The following is an 18515-nucleotide window of genomic DNA, read 5'->3' as shown; positions in this document are numbered from 1 at the left end:
CCTATTGCACAAAGTCGTGTGACACCGCTATCGCCCCGTTAGGTTAAGATAATATAGGTCGAGGCGGAAAGTACAATCGCTGTTGCGGTAAATGAAATAATGGCGTTTATCTTTCGTTTTAGCTTCAAATCTAATAAACCCGCGATTAATAGTACAGCCCCGACAAGTAATAGCATGAAGGGTGAAAAACTATTTATACCAGTAATAAAAGCCCAAGTTACAACCAGAACTACAAAAACAAAAGCAACGCCTCTCATAATTCTCACTAAAAATCCCCCCTGAAAAAGTGACATGAATGTTCTTATTAAACTAAACGACTAACTATTCTGTCCCAAAGGCATTAGTTTGCTTGCTGCATTGCTCATTAAAAGTCTCGAATGGAGTCCAACACTTTTTCAATCTCTTTTTGGAGAGTAATCCCCACATTGTTATAGCAAAGGCGAAAATATAAATTGTATAGGAAATTTCGTACATTCAGCTTAAGATACACGCCGTTAAGGTCAGGTACAAGTTTCTTTTGAGTGTCTAATTGAATTTTCAAATTGTTAATCCAATTTACAATTTGTTGATCACTTAATAACCCTCTATCGATTGTTTCAAAAGCTGAGAGTGCCAAGCGCTCATCTTCATTGTGAGTATAAACAGAAGTAGAATAAAGAACTTTAGCATTAATAACTTCCAATAGCTCTATTAAATCATCTTCATGTATGTAGCGATGCTTGGCAATCTCCCCCAATGCATCGGCAGCATGAGCCAAAGAATGTGCCCATCCCTTCCCCTCTACATATCCTCTTACATCTTTTTCTTTCCTGACATAAGTGAAAAGCCGTTTTCGTACGTACTTTATTTCACTTTCGGACAAAAAGGAGTCGTGCTGATCTACATTCAGAATAAGAGGTAAAATCAATACTGAGAATGACCTTACAAATACAGAATCAGTTTCACTTTCTCCTAACTTATAAAATAGATGTTGATCATCAACACAACTATCTAAAAGTTGTTTTATCTGGTTCTTGGTTAGAACATTTTTTATCCTGATCAATTGACCAAATGTAATATAAATCAATTCATCACGCAGTTCACTGTCTGTTGATCCAATGTCCTTTAGCATTTCTAAAATCAACTTATTGAGATCATAACCAGTGAAATTGTAGTCACTTTTTTTAATCTCTATTAATTGGCGCTTTAGCTCTTCCATTGATCCACCTCATTTCTACTTTTTCTATGTATTGGGCGTTATTCTGGATAGGTTGAAGCACAAAGCTTATGCGACAAGTATCTCCCTTAGTTCTACGTAAAGTTTTACACAATAATTGCGCATCCTATAAATGATGCAACTATAAGCAATTATTTTTTATTCTTTAGCTCTAAAAGTATAGGCGTTATATTTAACAAAATCGATATAATCGTCAAGACCCATAATGCCATTGCCATACCGGGCACTACATCTAATAAAGCAGACCAATCTTCCGCCTTTACCCAATCGGACACCATACTGTAATCTGCAACAATGGTCAGTGCTGTAAATGATAATCCCATTGCCATTGCCAATTTATAATCTTTGCCCGCTCTATACATATAAAGATTTATACAAGTTGCTATTATTGCGATGGCCCCAAATAGTAACCACATTCCTATACCTCCGTTCGTACTGAAAATTCTTACTAATAGAGACAGAACGATATAGTGAATCGTTTCATAATCGCAACAAATCTGCCCAATTCTGTAACAGTACTTTTAAGTACTAGTTATACTAAAAAAAGTGATGCGAAATTTTTATCTTTTATATTTATTGCTGCCAGGTAAAGCTTTAATAACATTCCAAGCTTCAATTGCATCTTCTCTGTTTTTATTATTGTTTTTAGGATCCGCAAAATAATCTCTAGTAAATTGGTTGTATTCAAATTGTGAACCTATTTTTCTTTTGTAGAATGGGTCCTTTTTCCTTACCTCTTCCTCGTACCATGCATCCACAACATCCTGATACGTTTTCCCTATATTTTCTTTGAAATAATTTTGAATATACGTGGAGAAATGAAATTTAGGAATTACTGATTTAAAGAAAGCTCTAACTACTTGACTACAACGATGGTTTTCTATAATTACCGTATCTAATCCTAACTCTTCCAATTTTATTTCTTGCAAGGAAGGACTTCTTTTCCTGATTGGCTTTTGTATTTTTCCTGTTTCAAGAAATATTGAAATTCTGTCTATGATTTCAATTTTAGAACCAGACGCACTCATACCATGTTCTTTGCAAAAGGTTTGTAATTCTTCTTTCAACCAATAAAAATCTTGAAATTCATTTACATTTAATTCTTTTTCTAATTCAGGCCTCACTTTATACCCTACCCCTATTTTATATTCAATTTATATCGCAAAATTGTCCTTATGTAGATCGTCATGATGATATGAAAAATCTCCGCTAGAGTTTTCCTTAAGTAGTACAGATTCATGGATTTGTATATTTCTCGTAACTTTCTCTAAGACACTTCTGATTTTTTGTTTTGGAATCCCCATATATACTACCCCCTATCTTTTTCATTACAATATGGTGTGACGGAATTATTCCATTATCAGTGGTCCGTTTACGGCATAAAGTCTTTATTACGAATTAGCCAAGTTTGTGTATCAAGTATAACACTTCCATTTCTGAAAAGTATATTTATTCCCTTTAATTATCCAGAAAGTCTAAAGTAGCAAAGGTTATTGTCCCTCACTGGTACACTCTATGTCACTGGGTGGTAAAAAACAGGTCACGAGTGGTACATTACCTGTAAACCACAAAGATTAAAAATAACTCCCATTAGTGTCTGAGTTGTGCGGTGCACAGGTGCATTCAGTCCTTTACTAGGGGTAAGAACAATCGAGGTCTAACTTATGTCCATTCTTCTTTTTTGTATCGTCTTACTTGCCAACTTGGTGATTGGCATCTTTTTAGGGATATCCGGGATTGCCGGTTTCCTATTGCCATTAATTTACGTTGGTTTTTTACACATGCCTGTACATGACTCCCTTGCACTGAGTTTTTTAGCGTTTGCCGTCTCAGGCGTCCTCGGAGCCTACTCTTATTGGAAGATGAAGCACATGGATTTGAAAATTGCCCTATTTTTAAGTATCGGCAGCCTTCCTGGAGCTTTTTTAGGTGTTCAAATCAATGTCTTAACATCCGTTTTCCTAGTAAAGCTTTTCCTTTATCTATTCGTCCTGCTCGCGGGATTATCCATTCTGTTTAAGAAAAATAGGGCAGATGCCGAGCAAAAGCGTTCATCTCTATTAGATCATCGCTTATTCGTTATGCTACTTGGATTTTTGACAGCAGTCATCTGCGCGCTAACAGGAGCTGGCGGACCGATATTATTGGTACCGTTGCTAGCGAGTCTTGGCGTCAACATTAGAGTGGCGGTCGGCGTAGGTCTCTTGAACTCCGTCATTATTGCCATCCCTTCCATGGCAGGTTACTTCTCCCGTGCCACTATGGACTCGACCGCGATACTAATTGTCGCCAGCTTGATTGGCTCTGTGCTCGGAATTCTAATGGGTACACGGATTGCAAACAAAGTTCCGATACCTCAGTTAAAATTACTGATTGCAATTATCACCATCGCATCATCCGTCTATATGTTGGCAACTTTAGTGTTAGGAGCGTAAACCCCTAAGTATCACGGGGCACCGCATAGCCCCAAACACTGTTGAATTAACTAGGTTGATTCATATAAACGGTGCTTTGTAATTCCATTTAGCTGCGTTCAAGATGTCCATGTAGCTTCCTTCTTTCAAAAGTTACTTGACAACTGATCCGCCAATAAACGAACTTCGTCTCCAATCTGTGCATCTTTATGAGAAAAAAGCAACCTACCTGCGCCTATTTGAGCGTAGGAAGGTTGCTTTTATTTGTGTTTATCGACAGGTGTTTGATGGCGTCCCTCACGTCTCCTCCTGAATATTGGTACTTGCATGTGACGCGCTGGCTTCCAAATCACCTCTCAATTCCACCAATGAATACATTCGATCCCATTCCATTTGGATACTTATTGTAGATGGGCCCCTCGGACTCATCGAATCGATCTGCCGTAGTACAAACATACAGTGGGCCTTCCCATACATCTTCCAGACCACTAAATCGATCCAAAGTTGTTTCGAACTGAGTATTCATCATTTCACCAGTGGAGCTAAGAGGTAACCACATTTCAGACTCCTTATTATCTGAACGCCCCTTAAACTGTTCCATCCATCCTTTTGATCCTCTTCAAATGGATCTGCCAGAACTTCTATTCAAGCCATTATTACTACCCCTTCCGCATAATCTCTTCACCAGCTGTATCATATTCTCCGATAAATACAAAACCGAGCGTTTCATACAAGTGTACTGCACCCCGATTCTTTGTAAAAACACTCAAGTAAATCGGTTGCTCCCCATATTCCTTCAGCACCCGCTCAATTAGCAACTTCATAAACATACGCCCGAAACCTCTACTTTGAAACTGCTCATCGATCAGGATTCTATCAATCCAAAGATTGTTGCCTTCCTGGCTATCCTTTAAGGAACCATACATCGCAAAGCCAACAGGCTCGTTATCGACATACAAACCAACTGGACGAAATTCCTTCCATTGCTCGGCTTCTGCTAGGCATTCTTCTATTGTTTCGATAAAGCCCCGCTGATTTTTTGCCACACGTAATGCTAGCATCTCTGTTCTATTTTCTTCGCTTACGTGTAAGATGTCATATTTCATCAGTGCTACCTCTTTCACAGTATGACGCTCTTATGTACCATACAACTTAGAACCATTTCTAGATTTTTTCTGCCGTATCATGGACAGAAATCCACCACTTCAAACGATTATCAAGACCACTGGGCTGCGTCAGATTCAATTCGTCGGATTATATCTGATTTCCCATCTATATACTTCTCGATGTCATACGGATATTGCCCGGCTAATCGTGTTTTCAACTCTCCATATTCCATCGCGCGAGCAGGATGCGCTCTTAAAAAATCTCGAAACAAAAGATGACGAGTAATGGCAGGACTTCCTTTTTCAAAGACGTGAACGTGATGACTCCTCGCATTGCTACCCTTTTGAAAGTAGCGTCTTCCTTCAATTCCATTTTCACCTTTAGCTTCATACCCAATATCACGCATCGCCTCATTCCATTCATCGACACGTGAAATCGATTGAACGACTAGCAACAGATCGATCACCGGCTTTGCAGACAATCCAACCACTGCTGTACTGCCGATATGATGGACTTCTAGTAGCTCCGAACCAAAAATCTTTTGTAACGCACCGGCTTCATTCTGAAATTCGGTTGGCCATGTTGATGAGTAAGGAAGTACCTCCACTTTTCTTTCGGACTCCATAAAGATCTACCTTTCTAATTTAAATTGGTTAGTTCTCATCCTATCTAAACTGATCATTAGATATAATAATCTATATAGAATTGTGATAATTGCATGTCTTTCTCCTATCTAGGGATACGTCTTAAATATAGATTGAAGGTGTTATCTAAACTATATGTAAACTAACGATACCGTTCCAATTCAAAATTGTGTCTAGTGTGCGTGTTACTAAGTACCCCATATTCTTCCACCACAAGCGCATGAGAACTCATAAGAATGACCTTCTCCTACGACTATTCTTAGGTTATCAAAGGCAATTGCAGCACATTCACTTATTGATAGAAAAACTTATGGATCGCATCAACTTTTTTCAGACAAGTGTTCATGGATAAAGTCTTTAGCTAAAAAATAAGCGGTTACCGTAAATAATTGTGTGTTGATTTGATTGGTTAGTATTTGCTTTCCAAAGAAATCAAAATCATATAATCTAACTTTTATATCTTCAGTATCATCCAAATCCTGCTCATACGCTTTAAACGCTTCTAGGAGTAAAAAGGTTTTAACTTTATTAGTTTGTATAGCTGGATTCACCATGAATTCCCCAAGTAATATAGGCTTTCTTAAGGAGGTATAACCGGTCTCTTCCCGTACTTCCCGAGTTAAACCTGCTTCGGCCGTTTCATTGCTTTCTATTTTTCCAGCAGGGACTTCTACGAAAAAATCTCCTCCTGCATGGCGGTATTGTTCTACTAACACAATCTTTTGGTCTTTAGTGACGACGACTGCATTTAACCAATCGGCGTATTCATTTACATAATAATCATCTATCATATTACCATTAGGAAGTTCACACCTATCTTTTCTTATATTCCCATAAGGACTTTTATGAAGATACTCTGTTTTTATCGTTTTCCATTTACTCATAGGTGCCCTCCCACTTTTTATATTTACAGAGAAGCTAGTCGACGATACTAAAGTATTCTCTTCCAACAAAAATCTGCCCGCTTACAGCGCAATTGTGTTCCATTTTAGGTTGCTAAAACAATGCATCCATATGATAAACAGGTATATTCAACCTTACACCTAATTTTCTTGCCAGTGTCGATTTACCATATCCCCCCTGAACCTATAAGTATCACCTTTTTCATATGAATTCCTCACCTCTACAACCTACCTATTTGCAAGAAAAATTCCTTACGCCCCCTGCACTAATTTTTGAAAAGAACATTTAGTTGTGGGTTAAATACCAATTCATAAACATCTTTCTCTCAATCACATTCAGCATACACGGTTCATTCAATTGCAACTCCATATTGATAAGATTATCTAGAAATTCCGTTTGTACATCGATTCTAATATAAGGAAGCTTTTCTTGAGCTTTTTGTGAACGGATATTTGATAACTTTGCTCCAGCAAATACGTAGTCCAAATCGAAAAGGGTAAAAGCGGTGTATAGAATTTCAGATTTAGCCAAAGCGTTAAATCCTTTTCCCCAATATGGATGCCCTATCCACGTGCCTATATAGCAAGTTTTCTTAGTAGGCTCAATATCTTTCAGTGTGATGACCCCGATTAACTCTCCGGTTTCATCTAGGATGACTCTTGAATACTGCTTGCCAATCTTTTCTTGTTCCTGAACAAACTCAATGAAACTAAGAGTTCCTTCAAGCGAAGTTTGCTCATCTGTAAGCCCCAATGCACCTTTCACTTTGGGGGCTGACGTGAGTGATGACATGGATTTGGCATAGCTTTTGTCATGCGGAACTAATGAACACTTCAACACTTTAATCCCTCCCTAAATCTAGTAGGATTGGAATCCTAGCCATTCTCCTACCCATACAGGTCCAACATTTCCTCCGACAATAGAATAAGATGAGTTCTGATTCTTACTTTCAAGCACAATTGTTGGTTTCAGAAACCTGTCGTCAAACCCTTTTAGTGCATTTCAAGAATTATATCCAAACGTTCCTGCGATCACGATTGCACACAGCGATAGAACAATAATGATCGTCCCGACTACCGTAATGAGTACAGTTAAAGTTTTAGGCATCTCCGAACGCTTTTTACGAGCGGCTACTAGTAGAAAGAGGCTTAGTAGAATAAAAATTATAAAAAAAGAAAGAACCATGGAACGGTCTTTCATCATCAACCAAAGATCCATTTCATCTTCCCCTTTCCTATGACGTTCCATTTAATTATCGGGCTCAATAAGAAACTCGTTATTCCCCTTTAGACTACTCATGTGGCGATAGGATGTATTCACGAACCAGTTGCAGCATCGTTTCTTGCATATTCTCGTCTTTCTTGTCTCTATCGATCCAATACCCGATGTGATAAATGTGTCCCTTGTAATAGGTGTAGAATTCATTTGCAGAGGTCCCAACAGTCGCAATTCCTTTTTCAGTTTCCTCGTAATACTTGTAGATCAGTGCACTGTCAGTTGTAAGTATCTGCTGGTAAATGGGGACGTCTTCCGTCAGCTGCTCTTTTTTGAATTCGTTTCCTACCGTATCCACCTTGTCAGTCCCCGCGAAAGAAGCCAAAGGGTCTTTATCGGAATCGGTGATGGAGATGATCAAGAATGCTTCCGGTTGCTCATACTCGTCTTTCCCGATATAGCTGATCTGGACCTGATTCCTCAGTTTTCCGTCTTTGTCTTTTGAAGTGACGAGATAGGCTTTCTCTTCATCGACATTGAACGGGAGTTTGTCTGGATTCAGTTCATGCACCCTAGACCGAACTACCTCCGGCAAGGAAGTGTCTGCTTCATCCAGTTGAACGGGCTTGTAATACGTAACGTCCTCCCTTTCATCCAAGCCATCATATCCCTTGAAGTACTCGCTATACGCCAAACCCGTACCTCGTTCTTTTTTCAGTTCCGATTGGTCCATGGAGCAACCAAACAATAGGGAGCTCATTAAAATCAGAGCGAGTGAACCACGCGTTACACTTTTAGTGACCATCTTTTAATCTCCCTTTTTCAAATTCAATGTCGTATAAACGAATGAGTTCCTATACTCCCATCAAAATAAGGGTGTAAAGGATTAGTGGAATCAGCAAAATGACTGGCTACAGCTTATCCGTACGTACCAATAATCCAAGAATCGCAACACACTCCAGAACACGGAATGCGATCCTTGCCTTCCCTAATCCTCTGATGGTCAGGAGGCAAATCAGATTCACTTTAGAAACTCTCACTGGTTTCCTTCACTCGTGGAGCTGTTTGAGAGTCATCCCCCAAATGTACATGTAGTTCACTTATTCATGCGGATTAAGTCTTAATTGATAAATTTTTCCTTATCTCTATCCTATCATTGAGTTTCGAATAATCCAATATCGATTTTAACTAGTTTCAAGATGAAGTCACGTTCAAGCTCATAAATCTTAAGGAATTCTAGTTCATTGAAATGACAAACCTCATCCAAACACGGAAGAGGAAAAACTGAAACTGTGGAATGATGTCTTGATATTCAGGCTGTTATTGTTAGATTTGTAGCCATCGTAAAGGAATGAGTATGAGGAAGTAACGAAAGCGGCATTACGAGAACAAGAGAGAAGGAGAAAAACGAGGTGAACTATTGGAATAAAAGCCTACCCTTAAAACACTGAACACTGCACAAATCATTCAGTCTTCAGGTCAAAATTGTATCCGCACTGTCACTATATTAAAAAAGCCAGTGCATGATGAAAATCCATCAACACTAGCTTTTTTCTAATAATCGAGCATCTATGTACCCCATAACTAGAAGATTTGGTTTAGTTGCCACTCTGTTCATCTCTCTAAAAACCGATGTATTTCCAACAAAATTTCATCGTCTTCATCCGCAAGCAACATGAGTAGGTCGACGAGTTCAGATTTCGGCACATCCAGCAGTACACGTCGCATTCCAGCTCCGTCTTTCTCACCACTGTCCTTTACCACTTCAAGCGTGTTCCTCAAATACAGGTAGAACGCCACTTCATGTTTACAAACTGAGCTCAGATCATAGGGGCAGGTGCAATAGGAATAGAGTATCACTCCACTCGAATCCACTTTGCAGTCGACTTCATACACTTCACTTCCCGCCACTACCCCGGCAAACCGATTTCCTGGCATTTCCACAACATTGTCCACTCTACCTTCCCTATAATAAGTCATTCCTCTCTTAAGAATTACGTTTCGAATGTTTTCTTCGAACGTGAGCAGTTTCATTGCGGTATTCCTCCTGTTTGTTGCTTTAATTTCATTCGAATGATTGAAATTAGTATCCCCCATTAACCTTAGAGTTATTGAGATTGGCAGAGCATTTCAACCAAACGATTGGCCAGAGTCCTGCCTGAAAACAATTAGTCATACCCGCCTTTAGCTTCGGGAAGTACTATATATTCTTTCTTACTTCTAATTTTACTAACTATGAAATTTCGTAACTCAAGTAAATGCTGTGCATCATAGGTAGGTTCGCAGTGTTTCCCTGAAACAGAATGAGTTATGGTTTCACCGTTCATCGTAATTTTCCATTCATCCTCTTCGAATGGACTTTGTTCACACATGGAACCGTTTATAGGCTCGGGTGAAAAATCTTTGGGTTCTGTGATATTAACTTCTTTCATTTTCTCGTAAATCTCAGACATTTCCTCATCTGTTAGGGCCACATCCGTGGTTATTGTGCCATCTTCTATTAAATCCTTAGTCACTGTATCAGTGAATGTGTTGACTTCGTTGTTCTTTCCAATACCAAAGGATATAGAAAATCCAAAGTCATTCGGCATATCTTCTGACATAATTTGAATAGGAGACCCCGTCTCTTTGGAAGATGAATCTTTTGGATTTGTAAAATTTTTTATACATCCCACTAATACAAGTGCAACGACTACTATTAAAAGAGTAAACTTTTTCATTCACACCGCCCCTTCTTTAATACAGACGGGATGGGTTGACAGAAGTTACAACTGTATCCTGAATTATTTGTTTACTTCACTTATGATGAATCTCGGCAAGCTACCGGGGCGATCCTAATCGAATTCTCCTGGGATATCTGTCGCCGCTGCAAGGAAAAGCTTCAACACAATTTTAACTAGTGTCCGAATTGTATCTTACAAAAGCATACATTCCTAAAGAAAATCCTAACCGCCTGTCTACTTTTTGCCCCCTCAACTCTATATAGAGACAAAAGGGGGATTTAAAAATGACACACTACTTATCAAACTACGCAAAATTCAACAGTAAAGAAGAAATGGACGCAGCTGCAAGAATGCATCTCGACATCCACTGGAACATGGTGAACAAAACCGATCGCGCGGTACTTGAGATGATCCGTTGTTATTCAGTGAAATACTTAGCTGCACACTTGAAACACGAAACAATCGAAAAGAAATTAAACCTTTCGAATTCCACTGTACGCCGTACACTTCGCAAGCTAGAAAAGCTCCGAATCATCGAGAGAATTCATTATGTACGTCCTGTAATGAGTGGCCTTGGCGCTAACATCTACGTCATTTTGCCTGTAGATGACCAGGGGAATTTGGACAGGGGAACAAACGGGAAAGAAGCAGATGAGAGCGAGGTTTCAACGCCACATTTCGAAAACGAACCTTCTTTCTATCAATCTAAAAATCTTAAAGATCCTATAAAGACGTCTCAGCCTGTGGCAGAAAAGTTATCCACAACACTATTCGGGAAGATGAAGTCCTTATTGTCAATCAGCGGAGATGCTTCCAAAGCACGTGAATTTTTCGGTATCCATCGAGCCCTATCTAGAAAAATGCTGAAGTTTGAAATCCATCAAGAGAAAGGTCCATTATTCGAGGAATTAGCTCACCGTGCCACTCGCATCGCGGTCATGGCACAGAAAACAAAAACAATCCGCAACTTGCCAGGATACTTCAAGGGTGTGCTCCGGCAGCTTATTAGTGATGAACTGTTTTCCGATATCTATCAAGAGTATTCCGTTTCAGTTGATGATTTTTGTTTGCCTGGGGGTAGGGAGATAACTTCGATAGGACCGATTGATTTTTCATAACATACTTCATGAGTTCATTTCACTCCAACTCATCGACCAACCGGAATCCCTTCGTCTTCAAGTGATTCATATGATGTTCCATGCTTTCAATCAGTTTGGAAGCATCCATAATATCAAAAAGTACATCTGACAAATCTTCACGGGAAATTCTCGCAGAAACAATACAGCCTTTTACAGGTGGCGCGTCGGCTTGGCTAACATCATAAGCATGGATAAGAATTCCGTCAGCTGGCAGGAGCGCAAATAGGTTTCTCGCAATTCCAATCATACAACTGCACACATAATCTTGATAAAGTGCATAGTAATTCGTCTTCCCCATCTTTTTTCGTGAGCAATTTCCTGTGGCTGTTAGTGACAACACTTCTTCAGGAACTGTTTTTTCTTTACCCATTTCCAGACTAAGGATCAGGACTCCTTCACGGAACTGAACATGGACATTGTTGCCGAACTTCTCCACACTCTCAAAAGCGTCATAAGTTGTTAGTATTTCAAGCCATGCCTTTTCTTCATGTGCTAGCACCCTAGTCGCTAACTCATGAAGTTGCTGTTTCTCTGCGAGGAGCTTCTGATCTTTTACAATCGCCTCATTCAATTGATTTGCTAACTTTTGTTTTTTCGCTTGTCCACGACGGAACAATCGATCCAACCAACTTGGCTCAAACTCCGCCAATTGTTGACGAATGTAGCGTGTATGAGGGCTATCTTCTGTGAACTGCATAAGGTCCTCGTCCAAAATGGCTCCCCAATCCACCGGTTCTTTCGTGTCCAGGTGGATGGAGCGCAGCATTTGGACATAATCATTGTACGCATCCACTTCATGAGTGTCAGCAGAAGTAGATAAAGCATTCTTCGAACGAACAGGAGCCCTTGAACCTTGGGGACGTTTCGTACGCTTAGACGTCAATTGCTCTGAATACGAAATCCCAGTACCCGGTATCCCCACATTCGCTCGCACGCCGCGTTTCCCAACGGTAACTGACGCCCCACGGGGACCAACGGAGGTACTAATACCGCCTTTGCTAATATTCACACGTACTCCCGGTGCAATCTTAATACGTTTTTGAAATCGGAATCCCATTGGTGGTCTCCTTTCGGTTGTTAATGTTGTTAAAAAAATGAGAACTTATTTAATAAGGGACTCATAATCTGTGAAAAGTACGGCTTTAACACAATTCCAAGTAGTATACGACTTGTATCTTACACAGGCTAACAGATCTAAATTCGTATAAGTTATTTCAGTTCTTTTACCAATCGAAAACCCTTCGTCCTTAAATGCTTCATGTTATGTTGGAAGCCCTTAATTGTACTCGAACAATCGATAAGATTGAATAGAACGTCCGCCAACTCCACTTGGGTAATTTGAGCCGAAACGATGCATCCTTTTGTAGGTGGCTTACCTCCCTGGTTGAAGTCGTATGCGTGAATGAGCACTCGTTCTGCTGGCAAAATGGCAAACACTATTCTCGCAATACCGATTACACAGCTACACACATATTCTTGATAGAGAGCGTAGTAGTTGGTGTTCCCCATTTTTTTCTGCGCTAATTTTCCTTTTGTTGTTAGATATAACACTTCTGTCGGAACGACCTTTTCACTTCCAATATCTAAGGATATTGTCAACTCATCATTCAAAAATTGTACATAGACCGTGTTGCCGAATTCTGCAATCGACTCAAACGCGTGATACGTATCCAGTGCTTCGAGCCATGCGCTTTCATTATGTAGAAGTACTTGAGTAGCTAAATCTTTTAGCTTTTCTTTTTCAGCTAGGAGTTGCTGGTCTTGAAAAATTGCTTCATTCAACTGCTCTGCTAGTTCCTCCCTTTTCGCTTCAACCCTATGGAACAATTGGTCTTTCCAAGTAGGCTCATACGCCGTGAACTCCCGAGCCACCTTTTCTGCGTTAGGTCCATTTTCGGTCAAGTACGAAAGGTCCTCCTGCTGAATCTGTTCCCACTTTACGGGTTCCTTCGTGTCTAAATGAACAGAGCGCAACAGATGTATGTATTCATTATAAGCCTTTATTTCGTTCACTATTTCAGATTGAGAAGCACTCTGAGAAGCAGATGGCTGTGAATGTGCGGAGCCGTCCAACGAAAGTTGTTCGGAATAAAAAAGACCAGTTCCTGGAATCCCTGCATCCGCTCGAATTCCTTTTTTACCAACAGTGACATAGGCTTGACGACGGCCGAGAGATGTACTAACATCACTTTTACTGAAATTCAGGCTCCTATCTTGAGCACTTTTAACCTTTCTTAGAAATCGAAATGCCATTGGAATTCTCCTTTTCACTTCCACTAATTCGAGTCGATGAAACCAAACGGATAAATCGACTTACTTTACGTTTTTCGTTAAAGTCCATGCACTTAACTAAGACGTGACACGGATGAACCGTGCCAATCCAAAATCAGCACACAAAATCAGAAACAAATCCAAACCGAATACTATCGAGTTCATGATTTCTCCGATCGGATGCTATAAATCCTGGATACAAATCAGTATATCCAAGGAAACGATCGCCTATGTAAAGTACATTTTCAACACAGTTTCGAATAGTTTCCAAGTTGTATCTTACATACAACAAAATATTAAACCGTTGTAACGTAATTGCAAATAGTATTCAAACATCATCTTAAGTAAATTCGCACCTAAAATTTACGATTAACTAAGTCTTTAACTTTTATTAGGCGTATAGTGGAGTCGCTATCATGTTTTGTGCAAAGTGATAATAATTAATTCTTCAATTTACCAACAATTATTTGTAGTCCACGTAAGTTACCTTTTCCTAAAGTAGAATAATAATCGATGTGTTTTTGGACTGCAGATAGTGCATTGTTAAACTCCACTTCACCGTAATCACTTCTGATATTCTCTAGTAGTTGTTTGTTGTGTCATTGTTAAATGCTCTCTTATAAACTTCCCCTTCGAGCATTGCTAAGAATATTGTTATAAAAGCTTGAGCAGATCCTTTGTTCATGTTTGTCTGAAAGTGAATTTCTTCTATACCTTCACTACGTGTAAGTTGTCCACTATTTACTTTTTTCGCTATTTCGTAAGCACCTTAACTCATATCATTTGTGATTTTCATAAGTTATCTCCTGAATTAGTATTTAAAAATTCATATTATTAATTCCAGTTGCTTTCTAGATGAATCATTTCCAGCACATATTTATCAAACTTAAAACTAATAATCTTACTAGCATTAGTATTATCACTATCCCAAATAACTTCTACATCATTCAAAACATTATATGACATTCGCCGCAGTTTGTCCTCTTGCCCTGTTTTGGAATACAAGTTGGTTATCGAATTTGTACTGAAAAAATTATTACTATTTACTCGCGTAATTATGAGTTGGAACCGGTTTCCTGTGTAAAGCATCCCTTTATCATAACTATGAATAGTGCCAGAATTGTAGTTTACACCGGCAATCAGATCTACTATCAATTACTTAAAGAACACTCATATTCGTCCCAACCATACGAGCAGGCATCTTCTCATGCAACCGCCATACGAAACTAATCGGTCGACTTCCTTCATGGCTCACATAATCGGCAGTGCCAAAGAACGTAAAAGGCGATGTGTATCCATCCCTTTGTCTATATTCCCTTACAAACAACGCAACCTTGTTACCGTTGTGTCGCTGCTCAATATACCGTTTGCCAGTTGGGCTTGTGTCCGAAGTTCTATTTTGAGATTGCCAATGAAACAAATGATCACTAATGGCATAGTCTTCATACAGCGTTGAAGGCGAGAAGTCTTTGTCCGATTTGTTGAGTGTAATGAAAAATACATCCGTTTGCTTATCTTCAAAATATTTGATCCCTTCACGAAAAGCAGGCTTGACTGTTTCGTTGAAGTAACCAAACGCTGCTAAAACTTGATCGGAAGTGTATTGTGCATGTACGCGTAAAGGAGAGTCAAATTCAAACGGTGACGGACGTTCAACTAATTTAATATTTTCTAGACACATATCTAGGACCTGTTGGATTTCCGATTTCAACGCTTGGCTCGCTACAATTTGTTGCATTCCGTCATGCATAGTGTTAAAGCCAGCATTTTCTGGCGGCTCACTAAAGAATGAATAATACAGCATACCAATCATTAACTGCTCTTCATTAGTTCTTATTAAACCATCTACTAAGTATGTTTGATAAAACCTAATAAGATTTATCGAGTCCAAATGAAATAAAGTATGAATTCGCTTGGCGACTAGTTCTTCATAAGCACTATTGAATTCTCCTTCAATTCCTGACTCTACTTTCAATCTTTCAAACGTCCGATTTTTCCCTTTGCCATAGAAATCTGCAAGTGTTAAATGATGATAGTTCAAGAAATTAGAGAATGTTAGTTTTTCTCCAGTGTCCTCTTCAAAGTATCTAATTTTTGTTATAAGGTTCTGCTTAGTATTTCTGACTTCTTTTACATTCCGCAATATATACTCTTTTGCTTGTTTCTCCATTTGGATAACAGATCCTTTTGGCAAATGGAAAAAGCCATTTTCAATATAGTGCCGAATAGAATGCTTTGTTCTGCCTATTAACGCTCTGAACTTTTCTTCAAATGGATAGTCAGCATGGGCCTGTCCTACAAAATCCAAGACCGTCAGACACTCTTTGCGATCCTCTAGTCGTAAACCACGGCCAAGCTGCTGTAAAAATACTGTTAGACTTTCTGTAGGCCGTAGAAATAAGACAGTGTTTACTGCTGGTATGTCAATACCTTCGTTATATAAGTCAACGACAAAGATAAAGAAAACTTCACCACTTTCTAATTTTCTTTTTGCTGTATTTCGTTCTTCGTCTGAGGATTCTCCATGTAACGCAATCGAAGAAATACCCTTCTGTTTAAAATAGGAAGCCATGTATTTTGCATGCTCTACGGAAACACAAAAGCCTAATCCTTTTACTTCTTGTAAAGATGTCACGTATTTTTGGATACTACGGATCACTAAATCACTCCGCCTGTCATTTGAAGTGTAAACAGTGGAGAGCGCATTCAAATCATAGCCTTTTCTTGACCACTTAATAGCCGAGAGATCAACATTATCTGTTACACAGAAATAATGAAACGGACTTAGCAATTTCCGGTCAATTGCTTCAGTCAATCTCATTTCTGAGGCGATTCGATCGTCAAAGTAACCTAGGACATTTTCATTATCCATCCGCTCAGGCGTAGCGGTGAGACCTAACAAAATTTCAGGGTGATAATAGCTTAGGAGCGCACGATAACTCGGAGCAGTTGCATGATGGAACTCGTCTACGATCACGAAATCATAAAAGTCAGATGTCGTCTTCTCAAACATCTTTCGACTGTTCCAACTTTGAATACTCATAAATAAATGATTAAAAGAAGAAGGTTCATGTTTACCTACAAACATTTCCCCGAAGTTAGCATCCCTAAGAACAGCTCTAAAGGTATACATACTTTGTCTAAGGATTTCTTCACGATGTGCAATGAACAACAATTTAGCATCAGGTTTTTGTTGAAGAAAACGTTTGAAGTCAAACGCTGAGATGACGGTTTTACCCACGCCAGTTGCCGCCACTACTAAGTTCTTCATATGCCCATGAATGGTACGTTCCACTTCAAGTTCATTTAGAATCTCTTGTTGGTAATGATAAGGATGAATGTCTAAGATGTAGTATTCTTTTGCCTCAGCTACTCGTTCTTTCAATAACGATTGTCGTACGAGCATCCAATTTTCTTCGGCCTCAGGCAGCAAACTTTTGAATTCTTCATCATTCCAATAGCTTTCAAATGTAGCTTCAAACTTCCTAATAATGTCAAATGAATCTTTCTCAGTTACTTTCAAATTCCACTCAAGACCAGAAGTCAGCGCAGGATTTGAAAGATTCGATGAACCTATATAAGCTGTGCTGAAACCTGTTTTCCGTTTAAACAAATAGGCTTTCGCATGTAGGCGAGTTCTTTCCTTGTCTAGCGAAACACGAACCTCTGTATTCTGAAGCTTACTTAACTCTTGCAGTGCTTTATAGTCAGTTGCTTCCATATAGGATGTGGTAATTATTTTTAACCGTCCGCCATTTTCTGTGAAACTTCGAAGCTCTTCAATTATAATACGCAGTCCTGACCACTTAATAAACGAAACCAACCATTCAATCTCATCGGACGTTGCAATTTCCTTTTTTAATTCTTCTAACATGTTGGGTTCAGCATGAGAACCCGTAAATAATGAGCTCTGAGACAATGGAGTGATAGGGCGTTGAACCTTTTTCGTTTTGAGGGACCGTGTGGTATTCATTGTTGTATAGATGGATGTAAGTATCTCTGCATGCTCTTCTATTTTCAACTTCGCAAAATCATGATCGTTCAGTTTCTTCTGAAGCACATCAACTATTTCATTGCACAGTTGAATCTGCCTTAACAGTGCCTCGTCTTTATCATTCCCCTCTCTTATGTGAGAAAGAGCTATGCGTGTAATTGACGATATGTAATTGGATAATAACGTTCGTGCTTCGGCCTCATCTATTTTTTCCTTTCCCACTGTGAACAGCTCAGGAGAAAGTCCTAACAATTCGGACTTCACTTTTTCATTTATTAATTGTTCATAAATTCCTTCTTGCATAGTTGCATCACCCTTTCAACAGCTGGTATATCGGCTGGCGCCCATTCTAGTAAACGAAGATCTTGCCAAGCTATCCATTTGAGTTCACTATGCTCTAGAGCAAACATCGTTCCGCTCTGAACTGTAGAAAAATAGGTCTGTAAACGAATTGTGAATGCTTCGTAGCGATAGGTAGTCTCTTCAATAAATGATCCTACTACGATTTCACAACGAAGCTCTTCTCTTATTTCCCGTACGAGTGCAATTGCTGGAGTTTCATCTAGCTCGACTTTTCCTCCTGGGAATTCCCAGTAACCAGGAAGAGTCATCGTTTTAGATCGACGAGCACAGAGTATCTCACCTTTTTGGTTATGTATAACAGCAGCTACAACGTGTATAGGAGTGTTCATGCACAACACCTCTTCTCTATATTTAAGGTGGTTATCAAAGTAATTCAGAAAAGATAAATCTTTAACTAGTCATGTATTCTGACTTGTGTACATATTTCAATTATACCATCGATTTCCCAAAAGGGATGGAGTTAGTGAGTTATGAATCTTTTTTATAGACTAGAATTAAAAATGGTCTCATTAATTAATAATTTCTT

19 protein-coding genes are annotated in these 18515 nt (G+C 39.1%); 2 read left to right on the top strand and 17 right to left on the bottom strand.

From position 1 onward, the window contains the following. Positions 1 to 38: 38 nt before the first annotated feature. From DVB69_RS15600 to DVB69_RS15585, 4 genes are all read right to left on the bottom strand, one after another. Positions 39 to 266, bottom strand: a complete 228-nt coding sequence (locus DVB69_RS15600) for a hypothetical protein (RefSeq protein ID WP_116020051.1) — start codon at positions 264 to 266, stop codon at positions 39 to 41. Between the two features lie 98 nt (positions 267 to 364). Beyond that, on the bottom strand, positions 365 to 1198 hold the full coding sequence (locus tag DVB69_RS15595; protein ID WP_116020050.1) for a DUF2785 domain-containing protein: 834 nt from the start codon (positions 1196 to 1198) through the stop codon (positions 365 to 367). A 149-nt stretch (positions 1199 to 1347) separates the two neighbouring features. Beyond that, on the bottom strand, positions 1348 to 1632 hold the full coding sequence (locus DVB69_RS15590; protein WP_116020049.1) for a hypothetical protein: 285 nt from the start codon (positions 1630 to 1632) through the stop codon (positions 1348 to 1350). Between the two features lie 144 nt (positions 1633 to 1776). Then, entirely contained in the window at positions 1777 to 2340 is a 564-nt protein-coding gene (locus tag DVB69_RS15585; protein WP_116020048.1) for a DUF6434 domain-containing protein, read from the bottom strand. Positions 2341 to 2880: 540 nt separating this feature from the next. On the opposite strand from DVB69_RS15585, the gene DVB69_RS15580 reads away from it, so the two are divergent. After that, positions 2881 to 3651, top strand: coding sequence for a sulfite exporter TauE/SafE family protein (locus DVB69_RS15580; RefSeq protein ID WP_116020047.1), 771 nt, complete (start codon positions 2881 to 2883; stop codon positions 3649 to 3651). 328 nt (positions 3652 to 3979) lie between these two features. Here DVB69_RS15580 and DVB69_RS15575 read toward each other — a convergent pair whose 3' ends face one another. The 9 genes from DVB69_RS15575 to DVB69_RS15535 all read right to left on the bottom strand — a co-directional run bounded on the left by DVB69_RS15575 (position 3980) and on the right by DVB69_RS15535 (position 10219). Further along, entirely contained in the window at positions 3980 to 4231 is a 252-nt protein-coding gene (locus DVB69_RS15575) for a hypothetical protein (RefSeq protein WP_116020046.1), read from the bottom strand. A 58-nt stretch (positions 4232 to 4289) separates the two neighbouring features. Further along, complete coding sequence (locus DVB69_RS15570; RefSeq protein ID WP_116020045.1) at positions 4290 to 4736, bottom strand: GNAT family N-acetyltransferase; 447 nt, start codon at positions 4734 to 4736, stop codon at positions 4290 to 4292. Between the two features lie 110 nt (positions 4737 to 4846). Beyond that, positions 4847 to 5362, bottom strand: a complete 516-nt coding sequence (locus tag DVB69_RS15565) for a GrpB family protein (RefSeq protein WP_116020044.1) — start codon at positions 5360 to 5362, stop codon at positions 4847 to 4849. 339 nt (positions 5363 to 5701) lie between these two features. Beyond that, entirely contained in the window at positions 5702 to 6265 is a 564-nt protein-coding gene (locus DVB69_RS15560) for an NUDIX hydrolase (RefSeq protein WP_116020043.1), read from the bottom strand. Positions 6266 to 6569: 304 nt separating this feature from the next. Further along, positions 6570 to 7124 carry a GNAT family N-acetyltransferase gene (locus DVB69_RS15555; protein WP_116020042.1) on the bottom strand — a complete coding sequence of 185 codons (555 nt, stop codon included), beginning with the start codon at positions 7122 to 7124 and terminating at the stop codon, positions 6570 to 6572. 162 nt (positions 7125 to 7286) lie between these two features. Further along, entirely contained in the window at positions 7287 to 7502 is a 216-nt protein-coding gene (locus tag DVB69_RS15550) for a hypothetical protein (RefSeq protein ID WP_147300784.1), read from the bottom strand. Positions 7503 to 7575: 73 nt separating this feature from the next. Beyond that, positions 7576 to 8304 carry a hypothetical protein gene (locus DVB69_RS15545; RefSeq protein ID WP_116020040.1) on the bottom strand — a complete coding sequence of 243 codons (729 nt, stop codon included), beginning with the start codon at positions 8302 to 8304 and terminating at the stop codon, positions 7576 to 7578. A gap of 809 nt (positions 8305 to 9113) precedes the next feature. Continuing rightward, a complete protein-coding gene (locus DVB69_RS15540; RefSeq protein WP_116020039.1) occupies positions 9114 to 9533 on the bottom strand; it encodes an SWIM zinc finger family protein in 420 nt (139 codons plus the stop codon). A gap of 134 nt (positions 9534 to 9667) precedes the next feature. Next, positions 9668 to 10219 carry a hypothetical protein gene (locus DVB69_RS15535; RefSeq protein ID WP_116020038.1) on the bottom strand — a complete coding sequence of 184 codons (552 nt, stop codon included), beginning with the start codon at positions 10217 to 10219 and terminating at the stop codon, positions 9668 to 9670. A 287-nt stretch (positions 10220 to 10506) separates the two neighbouring features. Here DVB69_RS15535 and DVB69_RS15530 point away from each other — a divergent pair, with 287 nt between their 5' ends. After that, a complete protein-coding gene (locus tag DVB69_RS15530; protein WP_116020037.1) occupies positions 10507 to 11340 on the top strand; it encodes a hypothetical protein in 834 nt (277 codons plus the stop codon). A gap of 19 nt (positions 11341 to 11359) precedes the next feature. Here the strand turns inward: DVB69_RS15530 and DVB69_RS15525 are convergent, their stop codons facing one another. The 4 genes from DVB69_RS15525 to DVB69_RS15505 form a co-directional block, all read right to left on the bottom strand. Next, positions 11360 to 12418, bottom strand: a complete 1059-nt coding sequence (locus DVB69_RS15525) for a DUF4236 domain-containing protein (protein ID WP_116020036.1) — start codon at positions 12416 to 12418, stop codon at positions 11360 to 11362. A 152-nt stretch (positions 12419 to 12570) separates the two neighbouring features. Further along, complete coding sequence (locus DVB69_RS15520; RefSeq protein WP_116020035.1) at positions 12571 to 13614, bottom strand: DUF4236 domain-containing protein; 1044 nt, start codon at positions 13612 to 13614, stop codon at positions 12571 to 12573. A 1177-nt stretch (positions 13615 to 14791) separates the two neighbouring features. Beyond that, positions 14792 to 17929 (bottom strand): DEAD/DEAH box helicase, encoded by a 3138-nt coding sequence (locus DVB69_RS15510; RefSeq protein ID WP_116020033.1) that lies wholly within the window; start codon positions 17927 to 17929, stop codon positions 14792 to 14794. Further along, entirely contained in the window at positions 17902 to 18318 is a 417-nt protein-coding gene (locus DVB69_RS15505) for a (deoxy)nucleoside triphosphate pyrophosphohydrolase (protein WP_116020032.1), read from the bottom strand. Before DVB69_RS15505 ends, DVB69_RS15510 begins: the two co-directional genes overlap by 28 nt. Positions 18319 to 18515: the final 197 nt, after the last annotated feature.

It is taken from the genome of Sporosarcina sp. BI001-red (assembly GCF_003384035.1).
Classification (GTDB): domain Bacteria; phylum Bacillota; class Bacilli; order Bacillales_A; family Planococcaceae; genus Sporosarcina.
Note: the sequence above shows the minus strand (reverse complement) of the source record. Positions and strands in the feature narration are given on the sequence as shown.